Source organism: Salinibacterium sp. PAMC 21357 (assembly GCF_000247645.1).
Taxonomy (GTDB): Bacteria; Actinomycetota; Actinomycetes; order Actinomycetales; family Microbacteriaceae; genus Rhodoglobus.
The window spans coordinates 568,851-593,514 of the sequence record NZ_AHWA01000004.1 but is presented as its reverse complement, the minus strand read 5'-3'; the positions used below and the strand labels follow the sequence as shown (position 1 = coordinate 593,514).

Annotated in this window: 20 protein-coding genes; 8 read left to right on the top strand and 12 right to left on the bottom strand. The window is 58.7% G+C overall.

What is annotated here, in order from left to right; genetic code table 11:
- Positions 1 to 19 precede the first annotated feature (19 nt).
- Positions 20 to 322, top strand: a complete 303-nt coding sequence (locus ON14_RS06165) for a DUF427 domain-containing protein (protein WP_010203891.1) — start codon at positions 20 to 22, stop codon at positions 320 to 322.
- A gap of 21 nt (positions 323 to 343) precedes the next feature.
- Here ON14_RS06165 and ON14_RS06160 read toward each other — a convergent pair whose 3' ends face one another.
- The 8 genes from ON14_RS06160 to ON14_RS06125 form a co-directional block, all read right to left on the bottom strand.
- The gene (locus ON14_RS06160; RefSeq protein WP_010203890.1) at positions 344 to 1,018 is read right to left on the bottom strand and encodes a CGNR zinc finger domain-containing protein; all 675 of its coding nucleotides are present in this window, start codon (positions 1,016 to 1,018) and stop codon (positions 344 to 346) included.
- A 98-nt stretch (positions 1,019 to 1,116) separates the two neighbouring features.
- A complete protein-coding gene (locus tag ON14_RS06155) occupies positions 1,117 to 1,584 on the bottom strand; it encodes a SprT-like domain-containing protein (RefSeq protein WP_010203889.1) in 468 nt (155 codons plus the stop codon).
- Between the two features lie 24 nt (positions 1,585 to 1,608).
- Positions 1,609 to 2,301, bottom strand: a complete 693-nt coding sequence (locus ON14_RS06150) for a signal peptidase I (protein WP_010203888.1) — start codon at positions 2,299 to 2,301, stop codon at positions 1,609 to 1,611.
- Positions 2,294 to 3,145, bottom strand: coding sequence for a hypothetical protein (locus tag ON14_RS06145; RefSeq protein WP_010203887.1), 852 nt, complete (start codon positions 3,143 to 3,145; stop codon positions 2,294 to 2,296). Before ON14_RS06145 ends, ON14_RS06150 begins: the two co-directional genes overlap by 8 nt.
- A complete protein-coding gene (locus ON14_RS06140) occupies positions 3,145 to 4,050 on the bottom strand; it encodes a fibronectin type III domain-containing protein (protein WP_141629957.1) in 906 nt (301 codons plus the stop codon). The genes ON14_RS06145 and ON14_RS06140 overlap by 1 nt, the downstream gene beginning before the upstream one ends.
- Before the next feature lie 41 nt (positions 4,051 to 4,091).
- Entirely contained in the window at positions 4,092 to 4,670 is a 579-nt protein-coding gene (locus ON14_RS06135) for a TasA family protein (RefSeq protein ID WP_010203884.1), read from the bottom strand.
- A gap of 86 nt (positions 4,671 to 4,756) precedes the next feature.
- Positions 4,757 to 5,335: an alternate-type signal peptide domain-containing protein gene (locus ON14_RS06130; protein ID WP_010203883.1), complete on the bottom strand. Its 579-nt coding sequence runs from the start codon at positions 5,333 to 5,335 to the stop codon at positions 4,757 to 4,759.
- A 353-nt stretch (positions 5,336 to 5,688) separates the two neighbouring features.
- Entirely contained in the window at positions 5,689 to 6,555 is an 867-nt protein-coding gene (locus ON14_RS06125) for a spermidine synthase (protein WP_010203882.1), read from the bottom strand.
- A gap of 78 nt (positions 6,556 to 6,633) precedes the next feature.
- On the opposite strand from ON14_RS06125, the gene speB reads away from it, so the two are divergent.
- The 3 genes from speB (at position 6,634) to ON14_RS06110 (ending at position 15,309) form a co-directional block, all read left to right on the top strand.
- Positions 6,634 to 7,647 carry an agmatinase gene (gene speB, locus ON14_RS06120; protein WP_010203881.1) on the top strand — a complete coding sequence of 338 codons (1,014 nt, stop codon included), beginning with the start codon at positions 6,634 to 6,636 and terminating at the stop codon, positions 7,645 to 7,647.
- Positions 7,648 to 7,858: 211 nt separating this feature from the next.
- Positions 7,859 to 11,383 carry a DNA-directed RNA polymerase subunit beta gene (rpoB, locus tag ON14_RS06115; RefSeq protein ID WP_010203879.1) on the top strand — a complete coding sequence of 1,175 codons (3,525 nt, stop codon included), beginning with the start codon at positions 7,859 to 7,861 and terminating at the stop codon, positions 11,381 to 11,383.
- A gap of 44 nt (positions 11,384 to 11,427) precedes the next feature.
- Positions 11,428 to 15,309 (top strand): DNA-directed RNA polymerase subunit beta', encoded by a 3,882-nt coding sequence (locus tag ON14_RS06110; protein ID WP_010203878.1) that lies wholly within the window; start codon positions 11,428 to 11,430, stop codon positions 15,307 to 15,309.
- Between the two features lie 46 nt (positions 15,310 to 15,355).
- Here ON14_RS06110 and ON14_RS06105 read toward each other — a convergent pair whose 3' ends face one another.
- From ON14_RS06105 to ON14_RS15815, 4 genes are all read right to left on the bottom strand, one after another.
- Complete coding sequence (locus ON14_RS06105) at positions 15,356 to 16,375, bottom strand: hypothetical protein (RefSeq protein ID WP_010203875.1); 1,020 nt, start codon at positions 16,373 to 16,375, stop codon at positions 15,356 to 15,358.
- Positions 16,372 to 17,550 carry a sensor histidine kinase gene (locus ON14_RS06100; RefSeq protein ID WP_010203872.1) on the bottom strand — a complete coding sequence of 393 codons (1,179 nt, stop codon included), beginning with the start codon at positions 17,548 to 17,550 and terminating at the stop codon, positions 16,372 to 16,374. The genes ON14_RS06105 and ON14_RS06100 overlap by 4 nt, the downstream gene beginning before the upstream one ends.
- Before the next feature lie 17 nt (positions 17,551 to 17,567).
- The gene (locus ON14_RS06095) at positions 17,568 to 18,230 is read right to left on the bottom strand and encodes a response regulator transcription factor (RefSeq protein WP_010203871.1); all 663 of its coding nucleotides are present in this window, start codon (positions 18,228 to 18,230) and stop codon (positions 17,568 to 17,570) included.
- A 247-nt stretch (positions 18,231 to 18,477) separates the two neighbouring features.
- Positions 18,478 to 18,654: a hypothetical protein gene (locus ON14_RS15815; protein WP_158000076.1), complete on the bottom strand. Its 177-nt coding sequence runs from the start codon at positions 18,652 to 18,654 to the stop codon at positions 18,478 to 18,480.
- 299 nt (positions 18,655 to 18,953) lie between these two features.
- On the opposite strand from ON14_RS15815, the gene ON14_RS06085 reads away from it, so the two are divergent.
- From ON14_RS06085 to ON14_RS16305, 4 genes are all read left to right on the top strand, one after another.
- A complete protein-coding gene (locus ON14_RS06085) occupies positions 18,954 to 20,624 on the top strand; it encodes a GspE/PulE family protein (protein WP_010203869.1) in 1,671 nt (556 codons plus the stop codon).
- A 19-nt stretch (positions 20,625 to 20,643) separates the two neighbouring features.
- Positions 20,644 to 22,698, top strand: coding sequence for a type IV pilus twitching motility protein PilT (locus ON14_RS16310; protein WP_272943378.1), 2,055 nt, complete (start codon positions 20,644 to 20,646; stop codon positions 22,696 to 22,698).
- Positions 22,698 to 23,939, top strand: coding sequence for a type II secretion system F family protein (locus ON14_RS06075; protein ID WP_010203866.1), 1,242 nt, complete (start codon positions 22,698 to 22,700; stop codon positions 23,937 to 23,939). The genes ON14_RS16310 and ON14_RS06075 overlap by 1 nt, the downstream gene beginning before the upstream one ends.
- Positions 23,940 to 24,215: 276 nt before the next feature.
- Positions 24,216 to 24,470, top strand: a complete 255-nt coding sequence (locus tag ON14_RS16305) for a prepilin-type N-terminal cleavage/methylation domain-containing protein (RefSeq protein WP_010203865.1) — start codon at positions 24,216 to 24,218, stop codon at positions 24,468 to 24,470.
- Positions 24,471 to 24,664 lie beyond the last annotated feature (194 nt).

Below are 24,664 nucleotides of genomic sequence, written 5' to 3'. Positions count from 1 at the left end.
CGACTTATTGGAGGACAGTATGAAGGCAGTAATCGGCGACACCGTCATCGCAGAAGCACCCAAGGAAGATCTCCTCAAGATCGAGGGCAACTGGTACTTCCCGCCGGCCAGCGTGAACCACGAACTGCTCGAGAAGAGCCCCACCCCGTACCACTGCCCGTGGAAGGGTGACTGCCAGTACTTCGTCGTCAGCGCTAATGGCCAGCAGTACCAAGACCGTGCGTTCAGCTACCCGAACATCCTCCCGGGTGCAGCAGAGCGCGTCGGCAAGGACTTCTCCAACTACGTCACTTTCTGGAAAGAGGTTCAGTTCGTCGACTAGTCGACAACTGATTGTGCGCAGTTAGCGTGCCGCATTGCGGGCACGGTGGCTGCGCACTTTTGCGCGGTTTCCGCAGCGCTGCATCGAGCACCAGCGGCGGTTGTTCGAGCGTGACTCGTCGTAGAAGACGAGAGCGCAATCGTCGGCCGCGCACTCGCGAATCCGCTCGTGCTGCTCGTCACCAAAAAGAAAAACAGCTTCACGCGCCATCGTCGCGAGGGCTTGACCGGTGCGAACGCGAGTGCGACCGGCCTGCAAGCTTCCTCCGGCCAACCGCGGTGGAACATCCGGTGTCGCAGCAAAGAGGTTGATGATGTCGATCTGTTTCGGATCGCCAAAGTCGTTCACGCTGAGGGCAGAGGCGATTGACGCTATTGCTTCGCGCAGTCCCTTCGCATCGGTGAGATCGCGATCTGTCACTGTGCCATCGCAGGCTTCGAAGCGGCCCTCGAGCCACGTCGCCAGATCGGCGGGAGTAGTCAACCGCTCCCACGCGGGATTGTTGCCCATCGCGCCCGTGTACGCGAAGTCGAGAGCGCGCGCTCCCGAATCGAACCACCACTGACGCGATGTTCGGGAGGTGAACCATTGGCCAGTGCTGCCGCCGGCGTTAGCGCTTGCGGGCGCATTTGCCGTCGTAACCGCCGATGTAGTTACGGGCGTGCCAATAGGGGAAGCGGTTTCGGGATGATGCACCTAACCATTATCGCCGGTTACGGGGCACCCTGGTGACCGCTAGGGTTCGCTGCTTACCGCGAGGGCGGTAGCGGGCGCGCTCGTGTTCGTGTTCGCCGCTACCCTCGGGGGCGCGAGACGGTGCGATGCACCCAGTCGATTCGATTTGCCGCGCTGAACTTGCGCGAGCACAGGCCGCAGGCGAGCACGCGGGTGGGTTTGCGGTAGCGGTAGTGCTTGTGGTCGGCGGGGCAGGTTCCTACCCAGGGGGCAAACTCGTCGGCGATTGCCCCGCTGTGCAGGCGCTTGCCTTCATAGCCGAGCTCTTTGGCGACGATTTTCCATCGGGCACCATGGCCGGCGCCTGACCCTGCCATGGCGTGCGCGATTTCGTGCAGTAGCACCTGGTGGATTTCGTCATCCTCATAGCGTGCCGCTAAATATTTGGAGACCGAGATGCGTTTGTGGGTGTAGTTGCAGAGCCCCGCCCGCGTTTTGGCGTTGTCGAAGGTGAACTGCCAACTGTCGTCTAGGTGCAGTCGGATGAGCGCGTCAGCCCACACGCGCACTCGAGGAAGATCGGCCACCTCTTAAGGCTAATCGAATGTTGGTCAGCCGAGGCGCACGCGGTTGTCGACCGGGTCGACGGCATCCGCGGCAGTGACGGCATCGATGGATGCTTCGCGCTCCGCTTGGCGTTCGGCGCGTGCCCGTGCCCGCTTGCGTTTGCGAGCGCCAGTGATGACTCCGCTCATGATCATGAAGCCGGCGTAGATGAAGAGGCCGATGGCAAGGACGGGAACGAGCCACGATTTGCTGTCGCCGTTCACAAAATTGCTGACATAGCCGATCCACGGAACGCTGTACCAAAGTTTGCCCTGTACTTGCACGGGCAACACTTGAAGGTCATCGGCGACATCGTTGTTGTCGCCCTTCAGCGTGAAGGTGCGCGTGCCGTCGCTCGAGATTGTGATGGCTGTCACGCGGTGAGTGATGACGCCTGGCTTGCCCGACTCGATTTGGTAGGTGATGACATCACCGCGGGCGATGTCGTTGGTCTCGATCGGCTTGACGACGATGAGGGTTCCCGGGGGCAACCCTGGTTCCATTGAACTCGTCAGTACAGTCAAGGGCATCGCGCCGGCGATTGCGGGAATCACGATAACTAGAGCGCCGATAAGCAAGACGAGGGCAAAAAGGCCGCCGCTGATGCCCATTCCGAGGTAATAGAGCACACCTTTCGACTTCTCATCGTCAGAGCGCTGGGTCTTGCGGGCGTTGGCCCGCGCTGCCATCTCAACCATTTTCCGCATCCCTTCGTGAGCGTCGGCCGATCAGCCAAGAAATCCCGGCCCCAATCATTGCTGCGAGCACCAGAATGAGTACAAGGTACTCCTGGTAGAGACGCCACGTGTTCGGGTCGAGGCTGAAGGTCGAGGGCAGTGCCGGTATTAGTCCGGAACCTGCTGCTTCCGGTGATGTGGAGGTCGCGGTGCGGCTGGATTCCGCTGTGGGAGCGTTGCCATAGCCGAGAGGGGATCCTCCGGAAACAGTGGTGCTCAGTGGTGACCCGCCGGCGGTTCCAGAGCTCGGAGGGTTCGCTGGAACAGTGGTTCCTGCAGTCCCGCATTCTGTGGGTAGCAGAGCGCCGGGGGTCGTGTCAGAGAGGGTGAAGCGCAGCGCAAGATCGGCTGTGGCGCCCTGTCCTTCCAGACCGTTCAGGTTGCTCAAAGCCAGCGTCGCGACAACGGGCACTGTCTGTCCTGGTGCGATTACTGTGCCTTCGTGAGTCACCAGACAAGGGCTTGCGGAACTAATTGCCGTGGCGCTGCCCGCGTTCGCCGGTGTGCTGGTCGTCACGCTCAGGGCATTGCCGTAGTTCGCGTCTGAATAGTAAACGTCGCGAAGTGTGATGCGTAGATATCCCGCCACGGACCCAGTGTTGCGCACGTAGATGGTTTCACTCTGGCTGTCACCAGGCACGATGTTGGCGATGTCGTCGAAAATAGATCCGGGATAGTTGGCCGAGAAGCTCACACCATCGTCGCTGAGCTCAATCTTCCCAACACTGTTAGCGGCGCTCGCCGGTAGTCCGAACAGAAGGGTGCTCAGTGCAATTATGGCGGCCACGGCGCCTGCTCGATTCACTAGCCTTCGCATGAGATTCCATTTCCATGACCGGATTGCCGGATCTGAATGATGGATGAATCTACTGACTCAGTACCGTTGGCTGCTACCGCGCGGATAGTCACGTCGATCGAGAGCCATTTTCCCTCGACGGTAGTGCTGGTGTTTGAGGTGTTGCTGTCTAATGTTCCATCGAAGTAGATGTTGTATCCGCCGTTGGGAGTCGCAAACCCGCCAGGAGCTTGCCACGTAATCACAACTTGGTTTTTGGATACGTCAGAGCAGCTGATGGCCATCGGCGCGTTGGGAACCGTGGACTGAGCGATCGATTGGGTAAACGTTCGATTCGACACTGTCGCAGCGTCATTGGCGACCCAGCTCGTGCCGGCAAGGGTGCGAACTACGAAGGTTGATGAAAGTGACGTGCCGGCCTGAGTTGTCAAACTTTCGGTAAAAGTAGTCGATGCGCAGATAGTCGATGATCCGGCTACGGGAACGACCATGTTGAGACCCGCCAGCGATACCGTGCCGTCACTGAGGCTGGTGGTGACGGCGAAGGCTGAGGTCGACGGGGCCGCGGCGCAGGTGCTACCGGTTGCGGCCCAAAATTTCACAGCGACGAAAGCGCCCGAGAGCGAGCCTGTGGTTTCGATGCTTACGTTGCGGACGGATGCTGCAACGCTTCCTGTGTTGCGTACGGTGATCGGCCGAGATGTTGAGGAATTCGTCGAGTTGTAAGTGAAAGGACCGAGACTAGCGACGCTTGCTGTTCCCCCGGACGTCACGGTAGTCATCGCGACGGTGCCGGCAGTTGCTGTCGCCGTTTTACTCGAGGATGCGGTCCATGACGCATAACTGATGCTCGATACCAAAGACAAAAAGATCACGGCACCTGCGGTGATCGATACCAAAGTGGAGCGTTTCATTGTGCGCGGCGCTCGCGAATACTCGCGTTGCTGCTGGGCGCTCACGGTTGGACTCCAGAAATAGTTGCCGTTATCCCGGCGCTCACAGACTGAGCGTTCGGTAGCGCGTTCGTGGGAAGGGTAACCGTGAGACACGCGCTAGTGGTTGCCCCAGCAGCAAGAGTGCTGTTTAGGGTTCCCGAAGGGACACCCGACGCAGGGCACACGCCGTTGGCTACCGTGATGGTGAACGGGTTAGCGGCGGCGGCTGGAGTCATGGTTGCTGCGACTGTCGCAGAAAGGGTGAGGGGAACGTCACCCGTATTAGTAATTGTGAAGGTTCCGGTAACGGCACTTCCTGGTGCGAGGTTTGACCAGCTGAGCGATTGGGAACCAACAGACAGCGCGGCGGTGCCGGCGGTGAGAGTGAGCCCGGGGGTTACTTGAGCTGATGAATTCAGGAAGGCATAGGTGCCGCCGGTGCCGATCAATCCGAGCGAAACGGCGATGAGCGAAATGGCTAATACCTTGACCGCTTTCATTGCGCCGCCGGTAGCGACGGCCGCTGGCGAGGTGGAATCTTCGTCGTGGCCGTTAACCATGTCAAGGCGTTGCACTTTGCGAACTGTTGAAGAGTTCATGGTGCACCGCCTTTCGATGAGAAGTTTCTAACAAAGAGTATTGCCGGGTGTGCGTCCCCCCAGGGCGCACACCCGGCCGGGTAAAACTAGTTCTGAGTGAGCGTGACGGCGAAAGCGCCGAGGTTCACTGCGCCGAGCTTCGAGTCATTTCCAACGGTTACTGCACCCTTCGGGTACGTGAGCGTTACGGTGACCACAATCTTCTTGGTGTTGGTGTTTGCGGTCACTGTCGGCGAAGCGCTTCCGTCAACGGTGAAGGCGAAGCTCGCGTTGTTGGTGAGCGTAGTGGCTAGCGCAGTGTCCTGAGCAAGCGGTCCACCAGTAGCTGCGGCAGATGCGGCCGTGATGGCTCCGGTGCCGAGAGCGGCGGTTGCGGTGAGGTTGTTGCCGACTGCTGCAACGTCGAAAGTCTTGGTGAACGTAAGTACGTCGCCAGGAACGATCTTGAAGGTGGAGATGTTGATGCCCGTGCCGGGGGTGCCAACCTTCCAGCCATCGGTGCTCACACCGCTTGTTGGGGTGATCTCCAACGTTCCTGCGGTGATTCCTGTTGCGGCTGAAGTAACAGCTGCGGAAGAGTTCCACGTAGCGAGGGTTCCTGCGCCACCGAGAAGAAGTGCGATTCCTGCTGCGCCTGCGATGGAGCCTTTAACGAGCTTGTTCATGATTTCCTTTCGCGGCGCAGCACAAACTGGCCGGGATGATTGTGGTTCGGGTTATCGGGATTCAAGAAGCTGGGTGCTGGTTTCGGGTTCCTGCATCTGTGTGGTGCTCGCAAGCTTCGGGGCTCGCGTTCAACTTCTAAAATGAATCTACCTGTCCTCACTATGGAGGACAGTCCCCAGTAATGGGGGGCAACCTGAGTCCGCACGATGGGGGACTAGACAATTCAGTTTGGGGTACGAAATACCCCGGTTTTATGCGGAAAGTGCCGGAAAATGGCAATTGGGGGGACAGGTTTGTACCCCATTCACGTCGTCAAAATCGGGGTACAAGTGGCTCTGGGAGATAGAACGGTCTATCTACGGCCGGGTTTGACCTGAAAAATACTTTTCGCTGGAGGGGGTGATTTGACCGCAGTTTGGTCCGTTACGACCGGTGAGCTACCAATAAAGTCGAGCAGCTCGACGCCCGCAATCACCTTCGAGGGGTGCGGGCCGCCGGCCAAGAGCCGCGGCATCCAATGCAGGGGCAATGCTGACGGTGACCCCATCAGCACGATATTGCCGAAACGGCGCCCCTTAAGGATCTGAGTCTCGGCGAGCGCGGCAACGTGCCCGACCGTGTGCTTGAGGGTTGCCGCTTGGCTGCGAGCGAACGCCAGCCCCGGGCCGTCAGCGACATTCACGACAATGACGCCCTCTGGCGAGAGAAGCGTCATCGCTTCGGTGTAGAACTCCAGGCTCGTGACATGGGCGGGGGTGCGGGCCCCGCTAAAGATGTCAACCACGAGCAAATCGACGGCACCGCGCAGGCCGGGAGGAAACTTGCCGAGCACTTCACGAGCATCACCGTGGCGAACGCGGATGGATGCCTGCTTCGACCACGGAAGCTCGGTGCGAACAAAGTCCACCAGATCCGATTCCAGCTCAACCACTTGTTGGCGCGAGCCGGGGCGGGTGGCCTCGACATAGCGGGGGAGCGTTAGTGCGCCGCCGCCGAGGTGCACGGCAGTGATGGGGGCTCCCGATTCGGTGAGCTGGTCAATAACGTGTCCCATGCGCTGCACATATTCAAAGAACAGTTGGCTGGGGTCATCCATGTTCACGTGTGATTGCGGCGTGCCATCCACAGTAAGAGTGTAGGAGCCGTCGATCCAGCGGTCGGGGGCGATCTCGGCAAGGTGGCCGCTGAGTTTCAAGGTGATTGTTGGATGCTCGGCCATGTCATTGACTTTGCCACAATCTCGTGGCGGCTGGTGTCGCCTCCGCTGTGGGCGAGACGGTGAGCGATACGGTGAAGCATGGTCGATAAGAACCGTGAGCTTCCTCCTCACTTGCAGGCACAGTTGAATGCCCAGTCCTATGTTGGTCCCGCAACTTTCGGGATGCGCCCGATGCTGAGTGAGCCAGAAGAGCTCGATGCGTGGATGCCCGATGTTGCCGTTGTGGGTGCACCGTGGGATGACAGCACGACCAACCGCCCAGGCGCACGCTTCGGTCCTCGCGCCCTGCGAGCTAGTGCCTATGACCCCGGCACTTACCACCTCGATCTCGGTGTCGAGATCTTCGATCACCTCGACGTCATTGACTATGGGGATGCGATTACAAGTCACGGCATGTGGGAGCTTTCGAAGGCAGCTATTCACGAGCGCGTCTCCCAAGTAGCTAGTCGAGGCATTGTGCCCTTCATCATCGGCGGCGACCACTCGATCACGTGGCCGGCAGCAACGGCGGTGGCCGAGCATCACGGTTTCGGCAATGTGGTGATGATCCATTTCGATGCGCATGCCGACACGGCGAACATCCTCGAGGGCAACCTCGCCAGTCACGGAACCCCTATGCGTCGCCTCATAGAATCAGGCGCGATTCCCGGCCCCAACTTTTTGCAGGTCGGTCTGCGCGGTTACTGGCCAGGCGAAGAAGATCAGAAGTGGATGCGCGACAACGGTCTCAAGCACTTCATGATGCAAGAATTTTGGGAACGTGGCGTCAAGGAGATGATCCCGGAGATCATTGCAGCGGCGAAGGCCCGAGCATCCAAGGTCTACATCTCGATCGACATCGATGTACTCGATCCCGGCTTCGCACCGGCGACCGGAACGCCAGAGCCCGGCGGCTTCGCGCCCATTGATTTGCTGCGCATCATCCGCCAGATTGTGCTCGAAACGGATGTCGTGGGTTTCGACATTATGGAGGTCGCGCCGGCCTATGACCACGCCGATATCACGGTGAATAATGCCCACCGTTTGATCTGGGAAGCCTTCGGAGCGCTAGCCGCCAAGAACCGCAATTCAGGACTCACAGCAAACCCCTAGTCGAAATCGCCAATTTGGTCAAGATTCGGGTGGACACGGCGCGGCAAACCGGCTTATAGTAGATCCTTGCGCTCCCAGACAAATTAAGCAGTCATATTGCGGACAGCTGGGTGCCCCGAGTATAGCGGCGGGGCGTTTCTGGTGAGCATTTCATTACCGACCGTCAATTATCTTGACAGACGAACCCGACGGGGTTCACGGAGGTTGTTCCTTGGCTGCTGCGCGCGATGCGTCCACCAATAAGTCCCCGAAAAACGGCCGCTCAGCATCGCGGCTTTCTTTCGCAAAAATCACTGACACGCTAACTGTTCCCGATCTGCTCGCATTGCAGACCGAGAGCTTTGATTGGCTCGTCGGAAACGACATCTGGAAGAACCGTGTAACTGACGGTGTTGCCGCTGGTCGTACCGATCTGCCAACTCGTAGTGGTCTCGACGAAATCTTTGAAGAGATTTCGCCGATCGAAGACCTCGGCGAGACTATGCAGTTGTCGTTTACGGAGCCTGAGCTCGAAGAGCCCAAGTACTCCATCGATGAGTGCAAGGAGCGCGGCAAGACTTTTGCTGCTCCCCTGTATGTCAATGCCGAGTTCATGAACCACCTCACCGGTGAGATCAAGACTCAGACCGTGTTCATGGGCGACTTCCCGCTTATGACCGCTCGCGGTACCTTCATCATCAACGGAACCGAGCGCGTAGTTGTTTCGCAGCTCGTCCGTTCGCCTGGTGTGTACTTCGACCGCCAGCCCGAGAAGCTGTCTGACAAGGACATCTACTCGGCTCGCATCATCCCAAGCCGTGGTGCTTGGCTTGAATTCGAGATCGACAAGCGCGACCAGGTCGGCGTTCGCATCGACCGCAAGCGCAAGCAGTCGGTCACGGTCTTCCTGAAGGCCCTCGGCCTTTCGAGCGAAGAAATCCTTGAAGAATTCAAGGGCTTCCCGTCGATCGAAGCCACCTTGGAGAAAGACAACATCCTCACCAAGGAAGAAGCGCTCAAGGACATCTACCGCAAGCTTCGCCCCGGCGAGCAGGTTGCTGCTGAAGCCGCACGTGCGCTTCTTGACAACTTCTACTTCAACTCCAAGCGCTACGACCTCGCGAAGGTTGGTCGTTACAAGATCAACCGCAAGCTCGGTCTCGACACCGACATTAAAGAGTCGGTGCTCACCGTTGAAGACATCATCGCGACCATCAAGTACATGGTTTCGCTTCACGACAACTCGGCACCAAGCGTTTCTGTCAGCGACAGTGGCGTAGCCAGTGTCAAGGGCGTTCGCGATGGCAAGAAGGTCAACGTTCGTCTCGACATTGACGACATCGACCACTTCGGCAACCGTCGTATCCGTGCTGTTGGTGAGCTCATCCAGAACCAGGTTCGTACCGGCCTCAGCCGTATGGAACGTGTTGTTCGCGAGCGCATGACCACGCAGGACATCGAAGCGATCACCCCGCAGACTCTGATCAACGTGCGCCCCGTCGTCGCCGCGATCAAGGAGTTCTTCGGTACTTCACAGCTCTCGCAGTTCATGGACCAAAACAACCCGCTCGCGGGACTGACCCACAAGCGTCGCCTTTCGGCGCTGGGCCCGGGTGGTTTGAGCCGTGAGCGCGCTGGTGTTGAAGTTCGAGACGTTCACCCCTCTCACTACGGCCGTATGTGCCCGATTGAGACTCCTGAAGGCCCCAACATTGGTCTGATTGGTTCGCTCGCATCGTTCGCCCGTATTAACGCTTTCGGTTTCATCGAGACCCCGTACCGTCGCCTCATTGACGGCACCGTTTCGACCACGATCGATTACCTCACTGCCAGTGATGAAGATGACTACATCGTCGCGCAGGCAAACGCACCCCTCACGAAGGACATGAAGTTCGCTGAACCTCGCGTTCTTGCTCGTAAGAAGGGTGGCGAGGTTGACCTCGTTCCCGTTGAAGACATTGCTTACATGGATGTCTCGCCGCGCCAGATGGTGTCGGTAGCGACCTCGATCATTCCGTTCCTCGAGCACGACGATGCAAACCGCGCACTCATGGGTGCCAACATGCAGCGTCAGGCTGTCCCGCTGCTTCGCAGTGAAAGCCCGCTTGTCGGAACCGGTATGGAGACCTTCGCCGCAATTGACTCCGGTGACGTTGTCACTGCTCTCAAGGCTGGTGTTGTCTCTGAGGTTTCTGCAGACATCGTTGTTGTTCAGCTTGATGAGGGTGGAACGCAGGACTACTTCCTGCGCAAGTTCAACCGCTCTAACCAGGGCACGAGCTACAACCACCGCGTTATTGTCAGTGCCGGTGAGCGCGTCGAGGTCGGCCAGGTCATCGCTGATGGTCCTGCTACCGAAAACGGCGAGCTTGCTCTCGGAAAGAACCTCCTCGTGGCATTCATGCCGTGGGAGGGTCACAACTTCGAGGACGCCATCATCCTGAGCCAGAATCTGGTCAAGGATGACGTACTGTCGTCGATCCACATCGAAGAATATGAAGTGGATGCTCGCGACACCAAGCTCGGTAAAGAAGAGATCACGCGCGACCTGCCGAACGTTAGCCCAGAACTCTTGGCTGACCTCGACGAGCGTGGAATCATCCGTATCGGTGCAGAGGTTCGCCCCGGCGACATCCTCGTTGGCAAGGTCACACCTAAGGGTGAGACTGAGCTTTCGGCTGAAGAGCGTTTGCTCCGTGCCATCTTCAACGAGAAGAGCCGCGAAGTTCGCGACACCTCGCTGAAGGTTCCCCACGGTGAGCAGGGCACAATCATCGCTGTCAAGGAGTTCTCCGCAGACAACGATGACGAGCTTGGCTCGGGCGTCAACCAGCGTGTTGTTGTGTACATCGCCCAGAAGCGCAAGATCACCGAAGGTGACAAGCTCGCTGGTCGTCACGGCAACAAGGGTGTTATCTCCAAGATTCTGCCTGTCGAAGACATGCCGTTCTTGGCCGATGGAACCCCGGTCGACATCATCCTGAACCCGCTCGGTATCCCCGGTCGAATGAACTTCGGTCAGGTACTGGAAACTCACCTCGGTTGGGTTGCGAAGCAGGGTTGGGAAGTTGAAGGTAACCCGGAGTGGGCTAAGAACCTGCCAGCCGAGGCCTACAAAGCTGAGCCAGGCACCAAGGTTGCTACCCCAGTATTCGACGGCGCGTACGAAGAGGAAATCGCGGGTCTTCTTGACTCCACGACTCCTACTCGTGACGGCGTTCGCCTCATCGACTCTTCGGGTAAGACCCCGTTGTTCGATGGTCGTTCGGGTGAGCCGTTCCCGGCTCCCGTATCTGTCGGCTACATGTACATCCTCAAGCTGCACCACCTCGTTGACGACAAGATCCACGCTCGTTCAACCGGTCCGTACTCCATGATTACTCAGCAGCCACTTGGTGGTAAGGCTCAGTTCGGTGGACAGCGCTTCGGTGAGATGGAAGTTTGGGCGCTCGAGGCCTACGGTGCCGCTTACGCTCTGCAGGAGCTTCTGACGATCAAGTCGGATGACATCCTCGGTCGCGTCAAGGTATACGAAGCCATCGTTAAGGGCGAAAACATCCAGGAGCCCGGTATCCCCGAGAGCTTCAAGGTGCTTATCAAGGAAATGCAGTCGCTGTGCCTCAACGTCGAAGTTCTTTCGGCCGACGGTTCAACGGTCAACCTCCGCGACACGGATGACGAAGCCTTCCGTGCCGCAGAAGAGTTGGGCATCAATATTTCAGCCCGGTTCGAGTCCTCGTCTGTTGACGAGATTTAACCAGACCGAAACCGACTGCAGAACTTTCGAAGAGAGAAGATAAATTGCTCGACGTTCACGCGTTTGATGAAATCAAAATCGGTCTCGCTACCGCCGACGACATTCGTCGCTGGTCGCATGGTGAGGTTAAGAAGCCAGAGACCATTAACTACCGCACACTTAAGCCGGAGAAGGATGGTCTGTTCGGTGAACAGATCTTCGGTCCTTCGCGCGACTGGGAGTGCTCCTGTGGCAAGTACAAGCGTGTCCGCTTTAAGGGCATCGTTTGTGAGCGCTGTGGTGTTGAAGTAACCAAGTCAGCTGTGCGCCGTGAGCGCATGGGTCACATCGAGCTTGCTGCTCCGGTTACTCACATCTGGTACTTCAAGGGTGTTCCGAGCCGTCTCGGTTACCTGCTTGACATGGCACCGAAGGACCTCGAAAAGGTCATCTACTTCGCGGCCTACATGATCATTTCGGTTGACGAAGAAGGCCGTCACGCTGACATGCCTGCGCTTGAGAACGAGATCCGTCTCGAAATCAAGACGCTTGAAGGCCAGCGCGATTCCCGCATTGCCGACCGCTTGACCAAGTTCGAGGAAGACCTTGCCGCTCTAGAAGAAGAGGGCGCCAAGGCCGACCAGAAGCGTCGCGTCAAGGATGCTGCTGAGAAAGAAATGTCTCAGCTGCGCAAGTCCATTGACGAGCAGATCTCGCAGCTCGAGCGCGTCTGGGACGATTTCCGCAGCCTCAAGATTGGTGACCTCAAGCCTGAGGATTCCGTCTTCCAGGAACTGCAGGACCGTTTCGGAAGCTACTTCGAAGCATTCATGGGTGCCGAGGCAATCAAGAAGCGCCTCCAGGCCTTCGACCTCGCACTCGAGAGTGTTGAACTGCACGACCAGATCGCTAACGGTAAGGGTCAGAAGAAGATCCGCGCCATCAAGCGCCTGCGCGTAGTCAACTCCTTCTTGCAGACCGGCAACTCGCCGGCCGCAATGGTGCTCGACGTTGTTCCGGTTATTCCTCCGGAGCTGCGCCCGATGGTTCAGTTGGATGGTGGCCGCTTCGCGACCTCCGACCTCAACGACCTCTACCGTCGTGTGATCAACCGCAACAACCGTTTGCGTCGACTCCTTGACCTCGGTGCTCCCGAGATCATCGTCAACAACGAGAAGCGCATGCTTCAGGAAGCCGTTGACGCACTGTTCGACAACGGTCGTCGTGGTCGTCCCGTTACCGGTACTGGCAACCGTGCCCTCAAGTCCCTGAGCGACATGCTCAAGGGTAAGCAGGGTCGTTTCCGCCAGAACCTGCTCGGAAAGCGCGTTGACTATTCCGGTCGTTCGGTGATCATCGTTGGACCGCAGCTCAAGCTGCACCAGTGTGGTCTCCCGAAGCAGATGGCTCTTGAGCTGTTCAAGCCGTTTGTTATCAAGCGCCTGATCGACTTGAGCCACGCCCAGAACATCAAGAGCGCCAAGCGCATGGTTGAGCGTGCACGTCCGCAGGTTTGGGACGTACTCGAAGAGATCATTCGCGAGCGCCCCGTGCTGCTGAACCGTGCACCTACCCTGCACCGTTTGGGCATCCAGGCATTCGAACCTCAGCTCGTTGAGGGTAAGGCTATTCAGCTTCACCCCCTCGTCTGTGCTGCATTCAACGCTGACTTCGACGGTGACCAGATGGCTGTTCACCTTCCGTTGTCGGTCGAAGCGCAAGCTGAAGCTCGCATCCTGATGCTCGCAAGCAACAACATCCTCAAGCCGTCTGACGGTCGCCCGGTGACACTTCCTACTCAGGACATGATCATTGGTCTGCACCACTTGACGACGCTGAAGGAAGACGTTGCTGGCGAAGGCCGTGCGTTCTCGTCGGTTGCTGAAGCGATCTTCGCGTTCGACCAGCACTCGCTTGACCTCAACGCCAAGGTGCGTCTGCGTCTCGACAACGTGTACCTCTCTGAAGAAGATGCCCCTGAGGGCTTCGTTCAGGGCCAGTCCAAGCTCATGGAGACGACCCTCGGTCGTGCCCTCTTCAACGAGGCTCTCCCGGCTGACTACCCGTACATTGAGGCACTCGCTGACAAGGGCCAGATTTCGGCTATCGTCAACGACCTTGCTGAGCGGTACGTGAAGGTAGATGTTGCTGCAGCTCTTGACGCGATCAAGGATGCTGGTTTCCACTGGGCTACTCGCTCCGGTGTAACCGTTGCGCTGTCTGACATCGTCACCCCGCCGACCAAGCCGGAAATCATCGGCCGCTACGAGAAGATCGCAGCGAAGGTTCAGGGCCAGTACGAGAAGGGACTCACGACCGACGCCGAGCGTCGTCAGGAGCTCATCGAGATCTGGAACAAGGCAACCGCAGAAGTAGCGACCGCCATGCAGTCCAACTTCCGCACTGACAACAACATCAACCGCATGGTGTCGTCTGGTGCTCGTGGTAACTGGATGCAGGTTCGTCAGATCGCCGGTATGCGTGGACTGGTATCGAACCCGAAGGGTGAGATCATTCCTCGCCCGATCGTCCACTCCTATAAAGAGGGCCTGACTGTAGCCGAGTACTTCATCTCGACTCACGGTGCTCGTAAGGGACTGGCTGACACCGCACTGCGTACTGCAGACTCCGGATACCTCACGCGTCGACTCGTTGACGTGTCGCAGGATGTCATCATTCGTGAAGACAACTGTGGCACCGGCAAGGGACTCGACATGCCGATCGCTGTGCAGAATGCAGACGGCAAGTGGATTCTTGACGACAACGTTGAGAACTCGGTTTATGCACGTAGCCTCGCGGCTGACGCCACCGACGACAAGGGAACAGTCGTTGCTTCGGCTGGTGCCGACGTCGGAGACGTTCTGCTCGAGAAGCTGGTGACTGCTGGAGTTCACAGCATCAAGGTTCGTTCGGTACTCACGTGTGAGTCCGCTGTTGGTGTGTGTGCCGTCTGCTACGGCCGCTCACTCGCAACGGGTCTCCTCGTCGACATCGGAGAGGCTGTCGGAATTATCGCCGCACAGTCGATCGGTGAGCCCGGTACCCAGCTGACCATGCGTACCTTCCACACTGGTGGTGTTGCTTCGGCAGACGACATTACGCAGGGTCTTCCCCGCGTTACGGAACTCTTCGAAGCTCGTACCCCTAAGGGTGCAAGCCCCATCGCAGAAGCCGCTGGTCGCGTCACGATCGAAGACACTGACCGCAGTCGCAAGCTGATCCTCACGCCAGACAATGGCGACGAGCCCATCGCGTACCCGATCCTGCGTCGCGCAACCCTCCTCATCGAGGATGGCGAGCACGTAGAACTCGGCAAGCAGCTGCACGTCGGAAACGTTGACCCGAAGGAAGTTCTTCGAGTCCGCGGTGTCCGTGCCGTTCAGCAGCACCTCGTTGATGGTGTCCAGGGCGTTTACCGCTCACAGGGTGTACCGATTCACGATAAGCACATTGAGGTCATCGTTCGTCAGATGCTCCGCAAGGTGACTGTTGTTGACCACGGTGACACCGGTCTGCTTCCTGGTGAGCTGGTTGATCGTTCGAAGTACAACGACCTCAACCGTTCAGTGCTCACCGAGGGTAAGGCAACGGCATCGGCTCGTCAGGAAATCTTGGGTATCACCAAGGCTTCGCTGGCTACCGAGTCGTGGCTGTCGGCCGCGTCGTTCCAGGAGACCACCCGCGTTCTTACGCAGGCGGCCATGGAAGGCAAGTCTGACCCGCTCATGGGACTCAAGGAGAACGTCATCATCGGTAAGCTCATCCCGGCTGGTACGGGTTTGCCGCGCTACCGCGATGTATCGGTCGAGGCAACGGAAGAGGCGAAAGCCGAACGTTACCCCAACCGCATCTTCGCTGATGACGCAAGCCTCAGTGAGAGCGACTTGAGCTTTGTCGACTTCGACAGCTTCAGCTCGAATGACTCCACACCGGGAACCTACAACTAAGTAGCCTCGGAGTCACCCTCGGGTGATACCACCGAAGGGCCCCTCGTCATTGTGACGAGGGGCCCTTCGTCGTTGAGTCGAGTTCTACACGGGTATACCCGTCGCCGTCTGCGACCAGCGTCGCGAGAAGCTGGCGGCCAGCAGGGAGTAGTCGAATGGTGACCGTGCCAGAGTGGGCAGCATCGAGCATCCGAACAGAGGCGTCAATCACGCTAGAGAGCGCGCCCGAAGGCAGGGCGAGGGGATAACGGTCGTCGAGCAGCAATACGACGACGCCACGTCGCCGAGCACGCTGAACGGCAGCCACAACTTCAGGCAGGTCAAGTTGGCGCGCACGCAGGCTGTCGCGCAGGCGGGCTTCGGCGATAAGTAGTTCATCGCGGTCCTCTTCGCTCAGTTCTTCGCCGTCGGCAATACGCTGCAGGTTAGCTCCGACAGCGGCATCGAGCGAGGCTAGGCGACGAGATCGTTCCGCCGTGCGCGCCAGAGCGGCAGCTTCAGCGGCGACCCGAATGGTGTCTGCTTCATGAACGTGCTCCAGTTTTCGGCTTGTACGTTTCATGCCGAAGGAGAACAGCGACCCCACTAAGACGATCGGTGCTTGCCGGGCGACCAACACGAAGGCTTCGACAAGGCGGTCTTCGGTCGTCAGCCCCCACGCAATCGTTGCTAACCCAATGGCCGCAAAGCCGACCCAGGCCAGCAGGTCGCGACCGCGCAAGCCGAGATAGAACATAGCTAAGGCGCCAGCACCTACATACCACTGCGAGAAACCCCCGGTGATCGCGTTCCACGACGATAAAAGGGTGGTGAGCACGCTCGCCGCGATCACGAACAGACTCACGCGAACGCTGACGCGCTCATTGGTGTCGCGAGTGAGGGCCAACCAGATCGCGCCAAAGATCAGGATCGAGAGGTACACAATCGCGGGAACGTAGACATCGTCGAGCGCCAACAGAGCTAACCCTGACATCGTGACGAAGTAGATCCAGATGAGCAGGTGAGCGCCGCGACTCGTGATCTCGGGGAGTTGTAGTCTCTGTGGGCTGCGGGAGTCTCTTGTCATTCCTGCCACCCCACGCGCACGCGCGTGCCCTCTCCTGGCTGAGACCACACTGTTGCTTGAGCTCCGGGCAGCGAATTGATGCGGCCCAAGATGCTCACGACGATGCCCAGCCGGTGGGTGGGCACGTTTGCGGGATCGAAGCCGCGGCCATCGTCAGTGATCGTAATGTCAATACGCTCCGGGCTGAGGCGAAGATCAACGAGCCGTTCAACCGGTGTCGAGTCGATCGAGGCATGAACAACACTGTTTCTCAGTGCTTCCACAGTGGCTTCGATGAGCGCGCTGGCGATAGTCGAGGGGACGGGGGCGTGTCGCGCGCCGGTGACGACGAACTTCGCGGCATCCGTAGTCTCGTTGATCGACGTAGCCAACCCTTGGATGAGGTAGTCGGAATGGATGAGTTCAGGCACACTCGCAGTGGCTTCGTGAAGCTCCCGAAGACGTTCGATCGTGCGTGCGGCTTGCGCTCGCGTGGACTCGGAGTTGCTGCGCCCCGCGCCGGCTGCCGCAAAAATTGTGGCAATCACTTCGTCGTGAACGAGCGCATCGAGATGGGCCTGTTCCTCGGCACGGGCAGTCAACGCGGCAGCGCGCATCGACGAACTTTGGGCTGCAGCCGTCGCGACATCCACTTCTCTGCCGGCATTCATCGCGACCATCACGACAGCAGTGAAAACCGCGCAGACGGTGATACTGAAGAAGGCAAACTGCAGCGCGAGCGAAACGTCAGCCCCGCCGTCGGCAATGATTCGAATCGGAGCAACGCCGAGGGAGCTAAGGATGAGAAACGCCCACGCCACGGGCGGCCGCCACGCGACGGCGGCTGAGGCGGTGCTCAACCCGACGATGCCTACCGTCCATGGGGCAACGTCTGCCGGCATCGGCCCGTTGATAAAGGCAGGAATCCAACTCACCACCACTGCGGTAAAGATAATTGCGTAGCCACCGTGCATGATGCGAATCGCCCGCAGCGAACTCCACCGGGCCGCTGCCGCCACCACTAAGGGCAGCCCAAAGATAGCGATCGCTGCAACTGTCTGCCAATGCGCAATCACATAGCGAGAATGGTCAGCCAGCGAACTGACCGTTAGGACAAAAAAGAACAGCGTAGATGCTGCCAGCACGGCGCTGACTACTCGAACGACGCTGAGTTCGGCGCTGGCAGTCGAGGGCACTCGGGGCGGGTAGCTAGTCACGAATGCGGAGGAGGGAGAATCCCGTCTTCGACGGCCCTCTTATACAGATCGACTTTGGTGTGGGCGGGGCGACCCACCATGGCGTATTTGTAGCGGATGCGTCGAACGTACTCCGCGACGGTGCTCGTCGACAATCCTGCACGGTACGCCACCGCGATCGATTTGTCGCCGGAGGCATAGTGAGCCAGTACTTCTTGCTCCTTCGGGCTGAGGCTGGCGGCCGCAAGCTCGGGGTCTGAATCGAGAGCTGCTGCCCAGTCGGTTGTCACAACGGGATTGCCCAGTGCTGCTTCACGGACGGCGTCGATGATGACGTCGCGCGATTCGGATTTGCGTACGATCCCCAATACACCTGCTCGTGATGCTGCACGCACTTCGCTGGCATTATCTGCTGCCGTGAAAACGAGCACATTGACTCCTTGTTCGCGCAACCAGGCGACGTTCTGCCCGACAGTCGTGCCGTCGGAGAGCCGCACGTCAAGAACAACAACGTCGAGGGTATCCGCCACATCGCCTAAATCGCGGACGCTTGCAACAGAGGTGACCAGCGTGAGGTCATCGCACAAAGCCAGCAACGAACCGAAGCCCAGTTGCACTGTTTCGTGGTCGTCAACATGACCAACGCGGAAGGTGCGCGGACCTGTTTCGTGCGTGGTCAATAGAGCCCCGTTCGGATCAGGGTGAATTCAGTCACGAGAGAGAATCCCACCCGCCTACGACAACCGTACCGGAACAAATCGTCTGTCCCCCAAACGGGTGTCATTGATAGTAACGACTGGTGCAGGCTCTGTCGTGCTGCGAATATCGGGGACGTTGCAACAATTAGGGGAGGGCTGAGGGCTTGTGAATCGTCACGCTGTTAACGACCTCATCGATTGTTCTCTCCTACGGTGGTACCGCCGGGTGTCAGAATGGCGCAGCCCAGTCGGTGCGACAGCAACCGGCTGTGTCGCTTGCCGGGCATCCGACTTCGCCGTCTTTGACCGTCGTGGACATTGGCCTCACGATCTTCTGCACGGGCTTGTCGAGACTCTCGACCTGGTTTCCCTGCAACTCGCCATTGAGGTTCACGAAGAACGACACTGTGCGAACGAGTACGGGCGATCAACAGCGCCGTGTGAGCCCTGTTTGCGTGCCGCGCGGTCAACCGTCGCCGCGTGTGCGCATCGCCACGCGCAAGACATCACCGACGTCGTCGACGAATGTGCAATGCCCCGATTCGCTGCTTACGTCGAAATGAACACTAATTTGGCACTCAATGCTGCGACTCGCGGCGAATGGGCTTCCTGAAACGACTTGACTACCCCTCACAAGTGGGGCTGGTGGTGGTGATGTGTCTCGATTAGCGTGGGAATTCGCTAAGACCTTGGGGGGAGGCACGCGTGACAACACTTGCTGAAGTACTGATTCTTCGCGGAATGATGCCTATTGAGAGCATTGATTCCGTGGGAACGTCACACTCTGACGAAGAAGCACTGGTCAGAAATCTACTAGACAGTGGCACCATATCGCCGGCACAACTCGCGTCAGCTCGTGCGGCGCAGGCTGGCGTGCCGTTTGTTGAACTCGTTGACTTTGCTGTCGACCACCAAGCTGTAGCCCTCGCCCCCGCGGCAATTTGCCGCCGCCACGAGGTTCTGCCCATCGCCTTCTCCGAGGGATACCTCGTTCTGGCCATGGTTGACCCCGGTAACATCTTTGCTCTCGATGACATTCGCTCAGCCACCGGACGCCAGATTCGCGTTGTTGTTGCTGAGCGCAGCGACCTTCAGACAGCACTTGATCGCTTCCACCGTGCCGACGGCGAACTCTCCAGCCTCAGCAGTGAGCTTGAGCAAGAAGCAACATCCACCGATGTCGCCATTGCCTCGAGCAATGAGCCAACCGAAGACGACGCACCCATCGTTCGTTTTGTGAACCTGCTGATTAGCCAGGGCATCCAAGACAAAGCATCCGATATTCACATCGAGCCTGGCGAGCACGACCTTGGCGTTCGCTACCGCATCGATGGCGTGCTGCACGAAATGCAGCGCGCACCTCGCCAGATTCAGAACGGCGTGATTTCACGCCTCAAGATCATGGCCGAGATGGACATCGCCGAGCGTCGCAAGCCTCAGGATGGCCGTATTTCGGTCATCCACGGTCAAAAGAAAATTGACCTTCGTGTCGCGACGTTGCCGACCGTCTACGGCGAAAAAGTTGTTATGCGTATTCTCGACAACTCCAACACGACTCTTGATCTGAGCCAGTTGTACCTGCTCGAGCACAATGCCGCGATTTACAAAGAGGCGTACTCCAAGCCCTACGGCATGATTCTCGTGACTGGCCCTACCGGTTCGGGTAAGTCGACCACTCTGTACACAACCTTGAACGCCGTTGCTCGCCCGGAGATCAACGTCATCACCGTTGAAGACCCGGTCGAGTACCGCATGGCGGGCATCAACCAGGTGCAGGTAAACCCGAAGGCGGGCCTCACGTTCGCTAGTGCGCTGCGCTCGATTCTGCGATCTGACCCGGATGTTGTGCTCATCGGTGAGATCCGAGACCAAGAGACGGCGCAGATTGCGATCGAAGCGGCGCTCACCGGTCACCTCGTGTTGAGCACCCTGCACACTAACGGCGCACCTGCGGCTATCACGCGATTGATCGAGATGGACATTGAGCCATTCTTGGTCGGTTCGGCAATCGACTGTGTCGTGGCTCAGCGACTCGCGCGCCGCTTGTGTGACCGTTGCAAGCAACCAGCGGCTCACAACCCGCAAGACCTCGTGAATTTGAAAGTCGGCTTCAACCCAGAAGGTCCGATGCCGACTTTGTACGCACCCGTTGGCTGCACCGTGTGTTCCAAGACGGGATACCGCGGTCGAATCGCACTGCACGAAGTGATGGCAGTGACCGAAGAGATTGAACGTCTCGCTGTTGCGCGCTCCTCGAGTGCGGAGATCAGCCGGGTCGCGATCGAGCAGGGAATGCGCACGCTGCGCATGGATGGTTGGGCTAAAGCTCAACTGGGCTTGACGTCGATCGAAGAGATTTTGCGCGTCGTCGCATAGAAGAATTACTGGGGGAATTATGGCTAAGCGAATTTACGACATCCCGTCGCAATCGGTAAACGAGAGTTTGTTCACACCGAAGGGGCAAAGCGTGCCGACGAATGCGCCGCCGCCCGCAGCGGGTTCGAGTGTGCCGGGGCCGAGCAACCCGCAGGCATCATCGACGCCGTTCCCCGAGTGGGCGCAGACCGGCGCGGCACCTTCGGCTTCGGCTGCGACCGTGCCGGCGTCACCGCTGCCTACGATTCCACCGCCCTCGGGCTCGATCAAGAGCAATGACAACGGCGGTGTTTCCGCGCCCGCTGCACCGGCGGCACCGCCAGCAGCACCGCCGGCTGCCCCGGCGGCATTCACTGCTCCCACCGCACCTACCGAGTCCGCACCGACCGCGGATCCCGCAGCCGATGGCGGCCGACGTGCGCGTCGCATGGCTACCGAGCCGGTGACCTCGATCGACTCGCTCGATGAGTTGTTCCGTCAGGCGGCCGCGGGCGCAATGTCTCAAACTTCTGCAGCAACGACTGCGGCTGGTGCATCGATGCCGGCAGCACCGGCTCCAGCTCCGGCGCCTGCTCCGGCGCCTGCTCCATCGCCGAGCGCCGCCGAGGTTCCCTATTTCTCCGACGCCACAGATTCAGAGGCCGAGGCAACGGCATCCGCCACCGCGTTCAGCCTCGACGATTCGAGCGCGCCGGCGACTCCGGCTGCGCCAGCTGCACCTGCCCCGTCGGCAGCATCCGGTGCTCAAGCAGACGCTCCCGAAGACGTGAAGACCCGTCTTTTCGATGTTCCTGATGGTGACGCTCCCACCGAGGATTTCACTAGCTTTCCGCCTCCGGGCGTCACCGAGGGGCTTTTGACTTTCACTAGCGGGTTCGGGGCCGAACAAGCTACGGCACCACGCGAATCTCAGCTTCTTTCAGTCCCTAAGCTCGTTGAGCAAGAGGCTGAAGCACGTCCCGAGATGGAGTTGACCGCGAAGGAAGGCTCGAGTCCAGAGCTTCTGAGTGCTCTAAAAGAGGTCGTCTATACGGGAGCATCTGACCTCCACATTTCGTCCGGCGCCGTGCCGATGATTCGTGTTGACGGTGGTCTTCAGCCCCTGCAGGGGGCAGCAGAGTGGGATAAGGAACGCACTCGCAACGCACTTTTCAGCATCCTCGATGCGAAGCAGGAAGCTCAGTTCCTTGAGGTTCTCGAACTTGACTTTGCTTTCGAACTTTCTGAAGCCGCTCGTTTTCGAGTGAACTTCTACATGGACCGTGGCAATATGGGCGCGGCCTTCCGAATCATTCCGACCGAGATCAAGCAGCTGAAGGACCTGGGCATCCAGGAGTCAGTTTCGCAGTTTGCAACTCTGCCTCGCGGGCTCGTCCTCGTGACGGGGCCAACGGGTTCCGGCAAGTCCACGACGCTCGCCGCTCTTATCGACCTTGTCAACCGCACGCGTGCAGACCATATCGTTACTGTCGAAGACCCGATTGAGTTTTTGCACGGCAACCAGAAGTCGCTGGTTAACCAGCGCGAGGTTGGCCGTGACACCCACTCGTTTACGGCAGCCCTCAAACACGTTCTTCGTCAAGACCCCGACGTGATCCTGATTGGTGAGCTTCGAGACCTTGAAACGATCTCGATTGCGCTTACCGCGGCGGAGACCGGCCACCTCGTGTTTGCGACTCTGCACACTCAGGATGCTGCGCAAACCGTTGACCGCATCATCGACGTCTTCCCGCCGCACCAGCAGGGCCAGGTTCGTACCCAGCTCGCTGCTGTGCTGCAGGGCATCATCTGTCAGACTCTTGTGCGTCGCGCCAGCGGCAAGGGGCGTGTGGTTGCCACTGAGGTACTCACCATGACTCCGGCTATCGGAAACCTCATTCGTGAGGGCAAGATCTACCAGATCCCCTCAGCGATGCAGGCGGGTCGCAGCGGCGGAATGCACACCATGGACCAGCACCTCGCTGGCCTGGCCAAGTCTGGTGCGATCACTGAAGAGGCGGCGATGGCGAAGGCGCACGACCCGGAAGGCATGCACCGTTTGATGGGCGATAACTCAACGGCAGGAGCGCGCTAATGGCGGCTGCAACATCCGCTACGAAGGCCTTTGAGTACAAAGCTCGCAATCAGGCAGGCAAGGTCGTCAAGGGACGCATCGATGCTTTGAGCGAGAATCAAGTGTTAGGGCGCCTACGTGCTATGGGCATCAGCCCGATTTCGGTGACTGAAGCTGGTTCTGGCACGGGGCTCAACAAAGAGATCAATATTTCCTTTCTCCAGAAGGGCGTTGGTCTCGATGATCTCGCGGTGATGAGCCGTCAGATGTCGACGATGATTGCGGCAGGCCTGTCGCTGATCCGGGCGCTCGTCATTCTGTCGGAACAAACGGAGAATACGACGCTGGCGAAGGCGCTAGGGGATATTCGCCAAGATGTTGAGACCGGCGGAACGTTGTCTGACGCGTTCGCTAAGCATGCAACAGTTTTTCCGCCGATCATGATCCATCTAGTTCGTGCGGGCGAGACGGGTGGGTTCCTCGATAACGCCCTCGAATCGATCGCCAATAACTTCGAGAGCGAAGTAAAACTTCGTGGAACGATCAAGTCTGCGCTGACCTATCCGGTGGTCGTTCTGATCATGGCGATTGCGGCTGTGGTGGGAATGCTTATCTTCATCGTGCCTGTCTTCCAGCAGATGTTTGAAGATCTAGGGGGTCAGCTGCCATTGCTCACTCAGATGCTGGTCTGGGCGTCGGATGGCATGAAGTTTGCGGCCCCCATTCTCATCGTGGCGGGTGTCGTCTTTTCCGTGTGGTGGAAGAAGAACAAGCACACAGTGCGTGTTCGCAAAGCAGTAGATCCTTTCAAGCTCAGGATGCCGGTGTTTGGACCTTTATTCCGTAAAGTTTCGATTTCACGGTTCACCCGCAACTTCGGCACCATGTTGGGGGCCGGTGTGCCTATCCTTCAAGCTCTCTCGATCGTGGGGGAGACCTCGGGCAACTATGTGATCGAGGAAGCTCTGCGTCGCGTCGCTGACTCCGTGCGGTCGGGGCAATCTGTCTCGGCTCCTCTGGCTCGCGAGAGCGTGTTTCCGTCGATGGTGACTCAGATGGTGGCTGTTGGTGAGGATGCCGGCTCGATGGAAGTCATGCTCGCGAAGATTGCTGATTTTTACGATGACGAAGTTCTCAAGACTACTGAGCAGCTCACGGCGCTCATCGAACCGCTCATGATCGGTGTAATTGGCTCGATCGTGGGCGTGATGGTCATCGCGTTGTACATGCCGATCTTCGCGATCTTTGACCAGATTAAGTAACGCCTAGCAGCCCGAAACGGGGACGCCGCGACCCGAGTCGCTGCGTCCCCGTTTGGCCGTTAAAGTCCGTGTTCATGCCATTGGCACGCGGAATCTGCCAGAACGGGTAGGTTGCGCGCGTGGCGCCCCTCACACTGGGGTCGTAATTCGGGCGGTTTACCCCCGTTCGCGGGATTCTCAGCTGCCGTACATGTTGAGAGTATTTCTGTGGGGGGCTGAGAAGCTCATTTTTCTGGGGGCCCCTGTCCAAGATCCGAACCACAGACAGGAAAACCAATGATTACTCGCATGCACGAAGCACTGCGCACGAAGCGCAACGACCTCGGAAACGACCAGAAGGGCTTCACTCTCGTTGAGCTCCTCGTAGTCGTTCTGATCATCGGCATCCTTGCCGCGATCGCGATCCCGTTCTTCTCAACCAGCGCCAGGGCGCTTGGGAATCGCAGGTCAAGTCCGACATCGCCAACGCGGTTATTGCGGCTGAGACTTACGCGATTGGTGCGAACGGTTCATACGCGGCTCTTAGTATGACCGGGCTCACAGACAATGGCTACAAGAACACTTCTTCCGTGGTCCTGTTGGTGGAAAACACCAGCGTGTCGGGCTATGAATTCTCCGTCACTCATAACGAATACACCGCTCAAACCTGGACATATAAGAGCGTCGATGGTAAGACCACGGGACCAGTTGCCGACTAGCTAATAGCCGTACGTATGTCTGCAAAC

Excerpts from the sequence above, each read along its gene's own strand:
- speB (WP_010203881.1), top strand. The coding sequence starts at position 6,634 with ATGGTCGATAAGAACCGTGAGCTTCCTCCTCACTTGCAGGCACAGTTG.
- ON14_RS06075 (WP_010203866.1), top strand. The coding sequence starts at position 22,698 with ATGGCGGCTGCAACATCCGCTACGAAGGCCTTTGAGTACAAAGCTCGC.
- ON14_RS06130 (WP_010203883.1), bottom strand. The coding sequence starts at position 5,335 with ATGAACAAGCTCGTTAAAGGCTCCATCGCAGGCGCAGCAGGAATCGCA.
- ON14_RS06125 (WP_010203882.1), bottom strand. The coding sequence starts at position 6,555 with ATGGCCGAGCATCCAACAATCACCTTGAAACTCAGCGGCCACCTTGCC.
- ON14_RS06135 (WP_010203884.1), bottom strand. The coding sequence starts at position 4,670 with ATGAACTCTTCAACAGTTCGCAAAGTGCAACGCCTTGACATGGTTAAC.
- ON14_RS06140 (WP_141629957.1), bottom strand. The coding sequence starts at position 4,050 with ATGAAACGCTCCACTTTGGTATCGATCACCGCAGGTGCCGTGATCTTT.
- ON14_RS06150 (WP_010203888.1), bottom strand. The coding sequence starts at position 2,301 with ATGGTTGAGATGGCAGCGCGGGCCAACGCCCGCAAGACCCAGCGCTCT.
- ON14_RS16310 (WP_272943378.1), top strand. The coding sequence starts at position 20,644 with ATGGCTAAGCGAATTTACGACATCCCGTCGCAATCGGTAAACGAGAGT.
- ON14_RS16305 (WP_010203865.1), top strand. The coding sequence starts at position 24,216 with ATGATTACTCGCATGCACGAAGCACTGCGCACGAAGCGCAACGACCTC.
- ON14_RS06165 (WP_010203891.1), top strand. The coding sequence starts at position 20 with ATGAAGGCAGTAATCGGCGACACCGTCATCGCAGAAGCACCCAAGGAA.
- ON14_RS06105 (WP_010203875.1), bottom strand. The coding sequence starts at position 16,375 with ATGACAAGAGACTCCCGCAGCCCACAGAGACTACAACTCCCCGAGATC.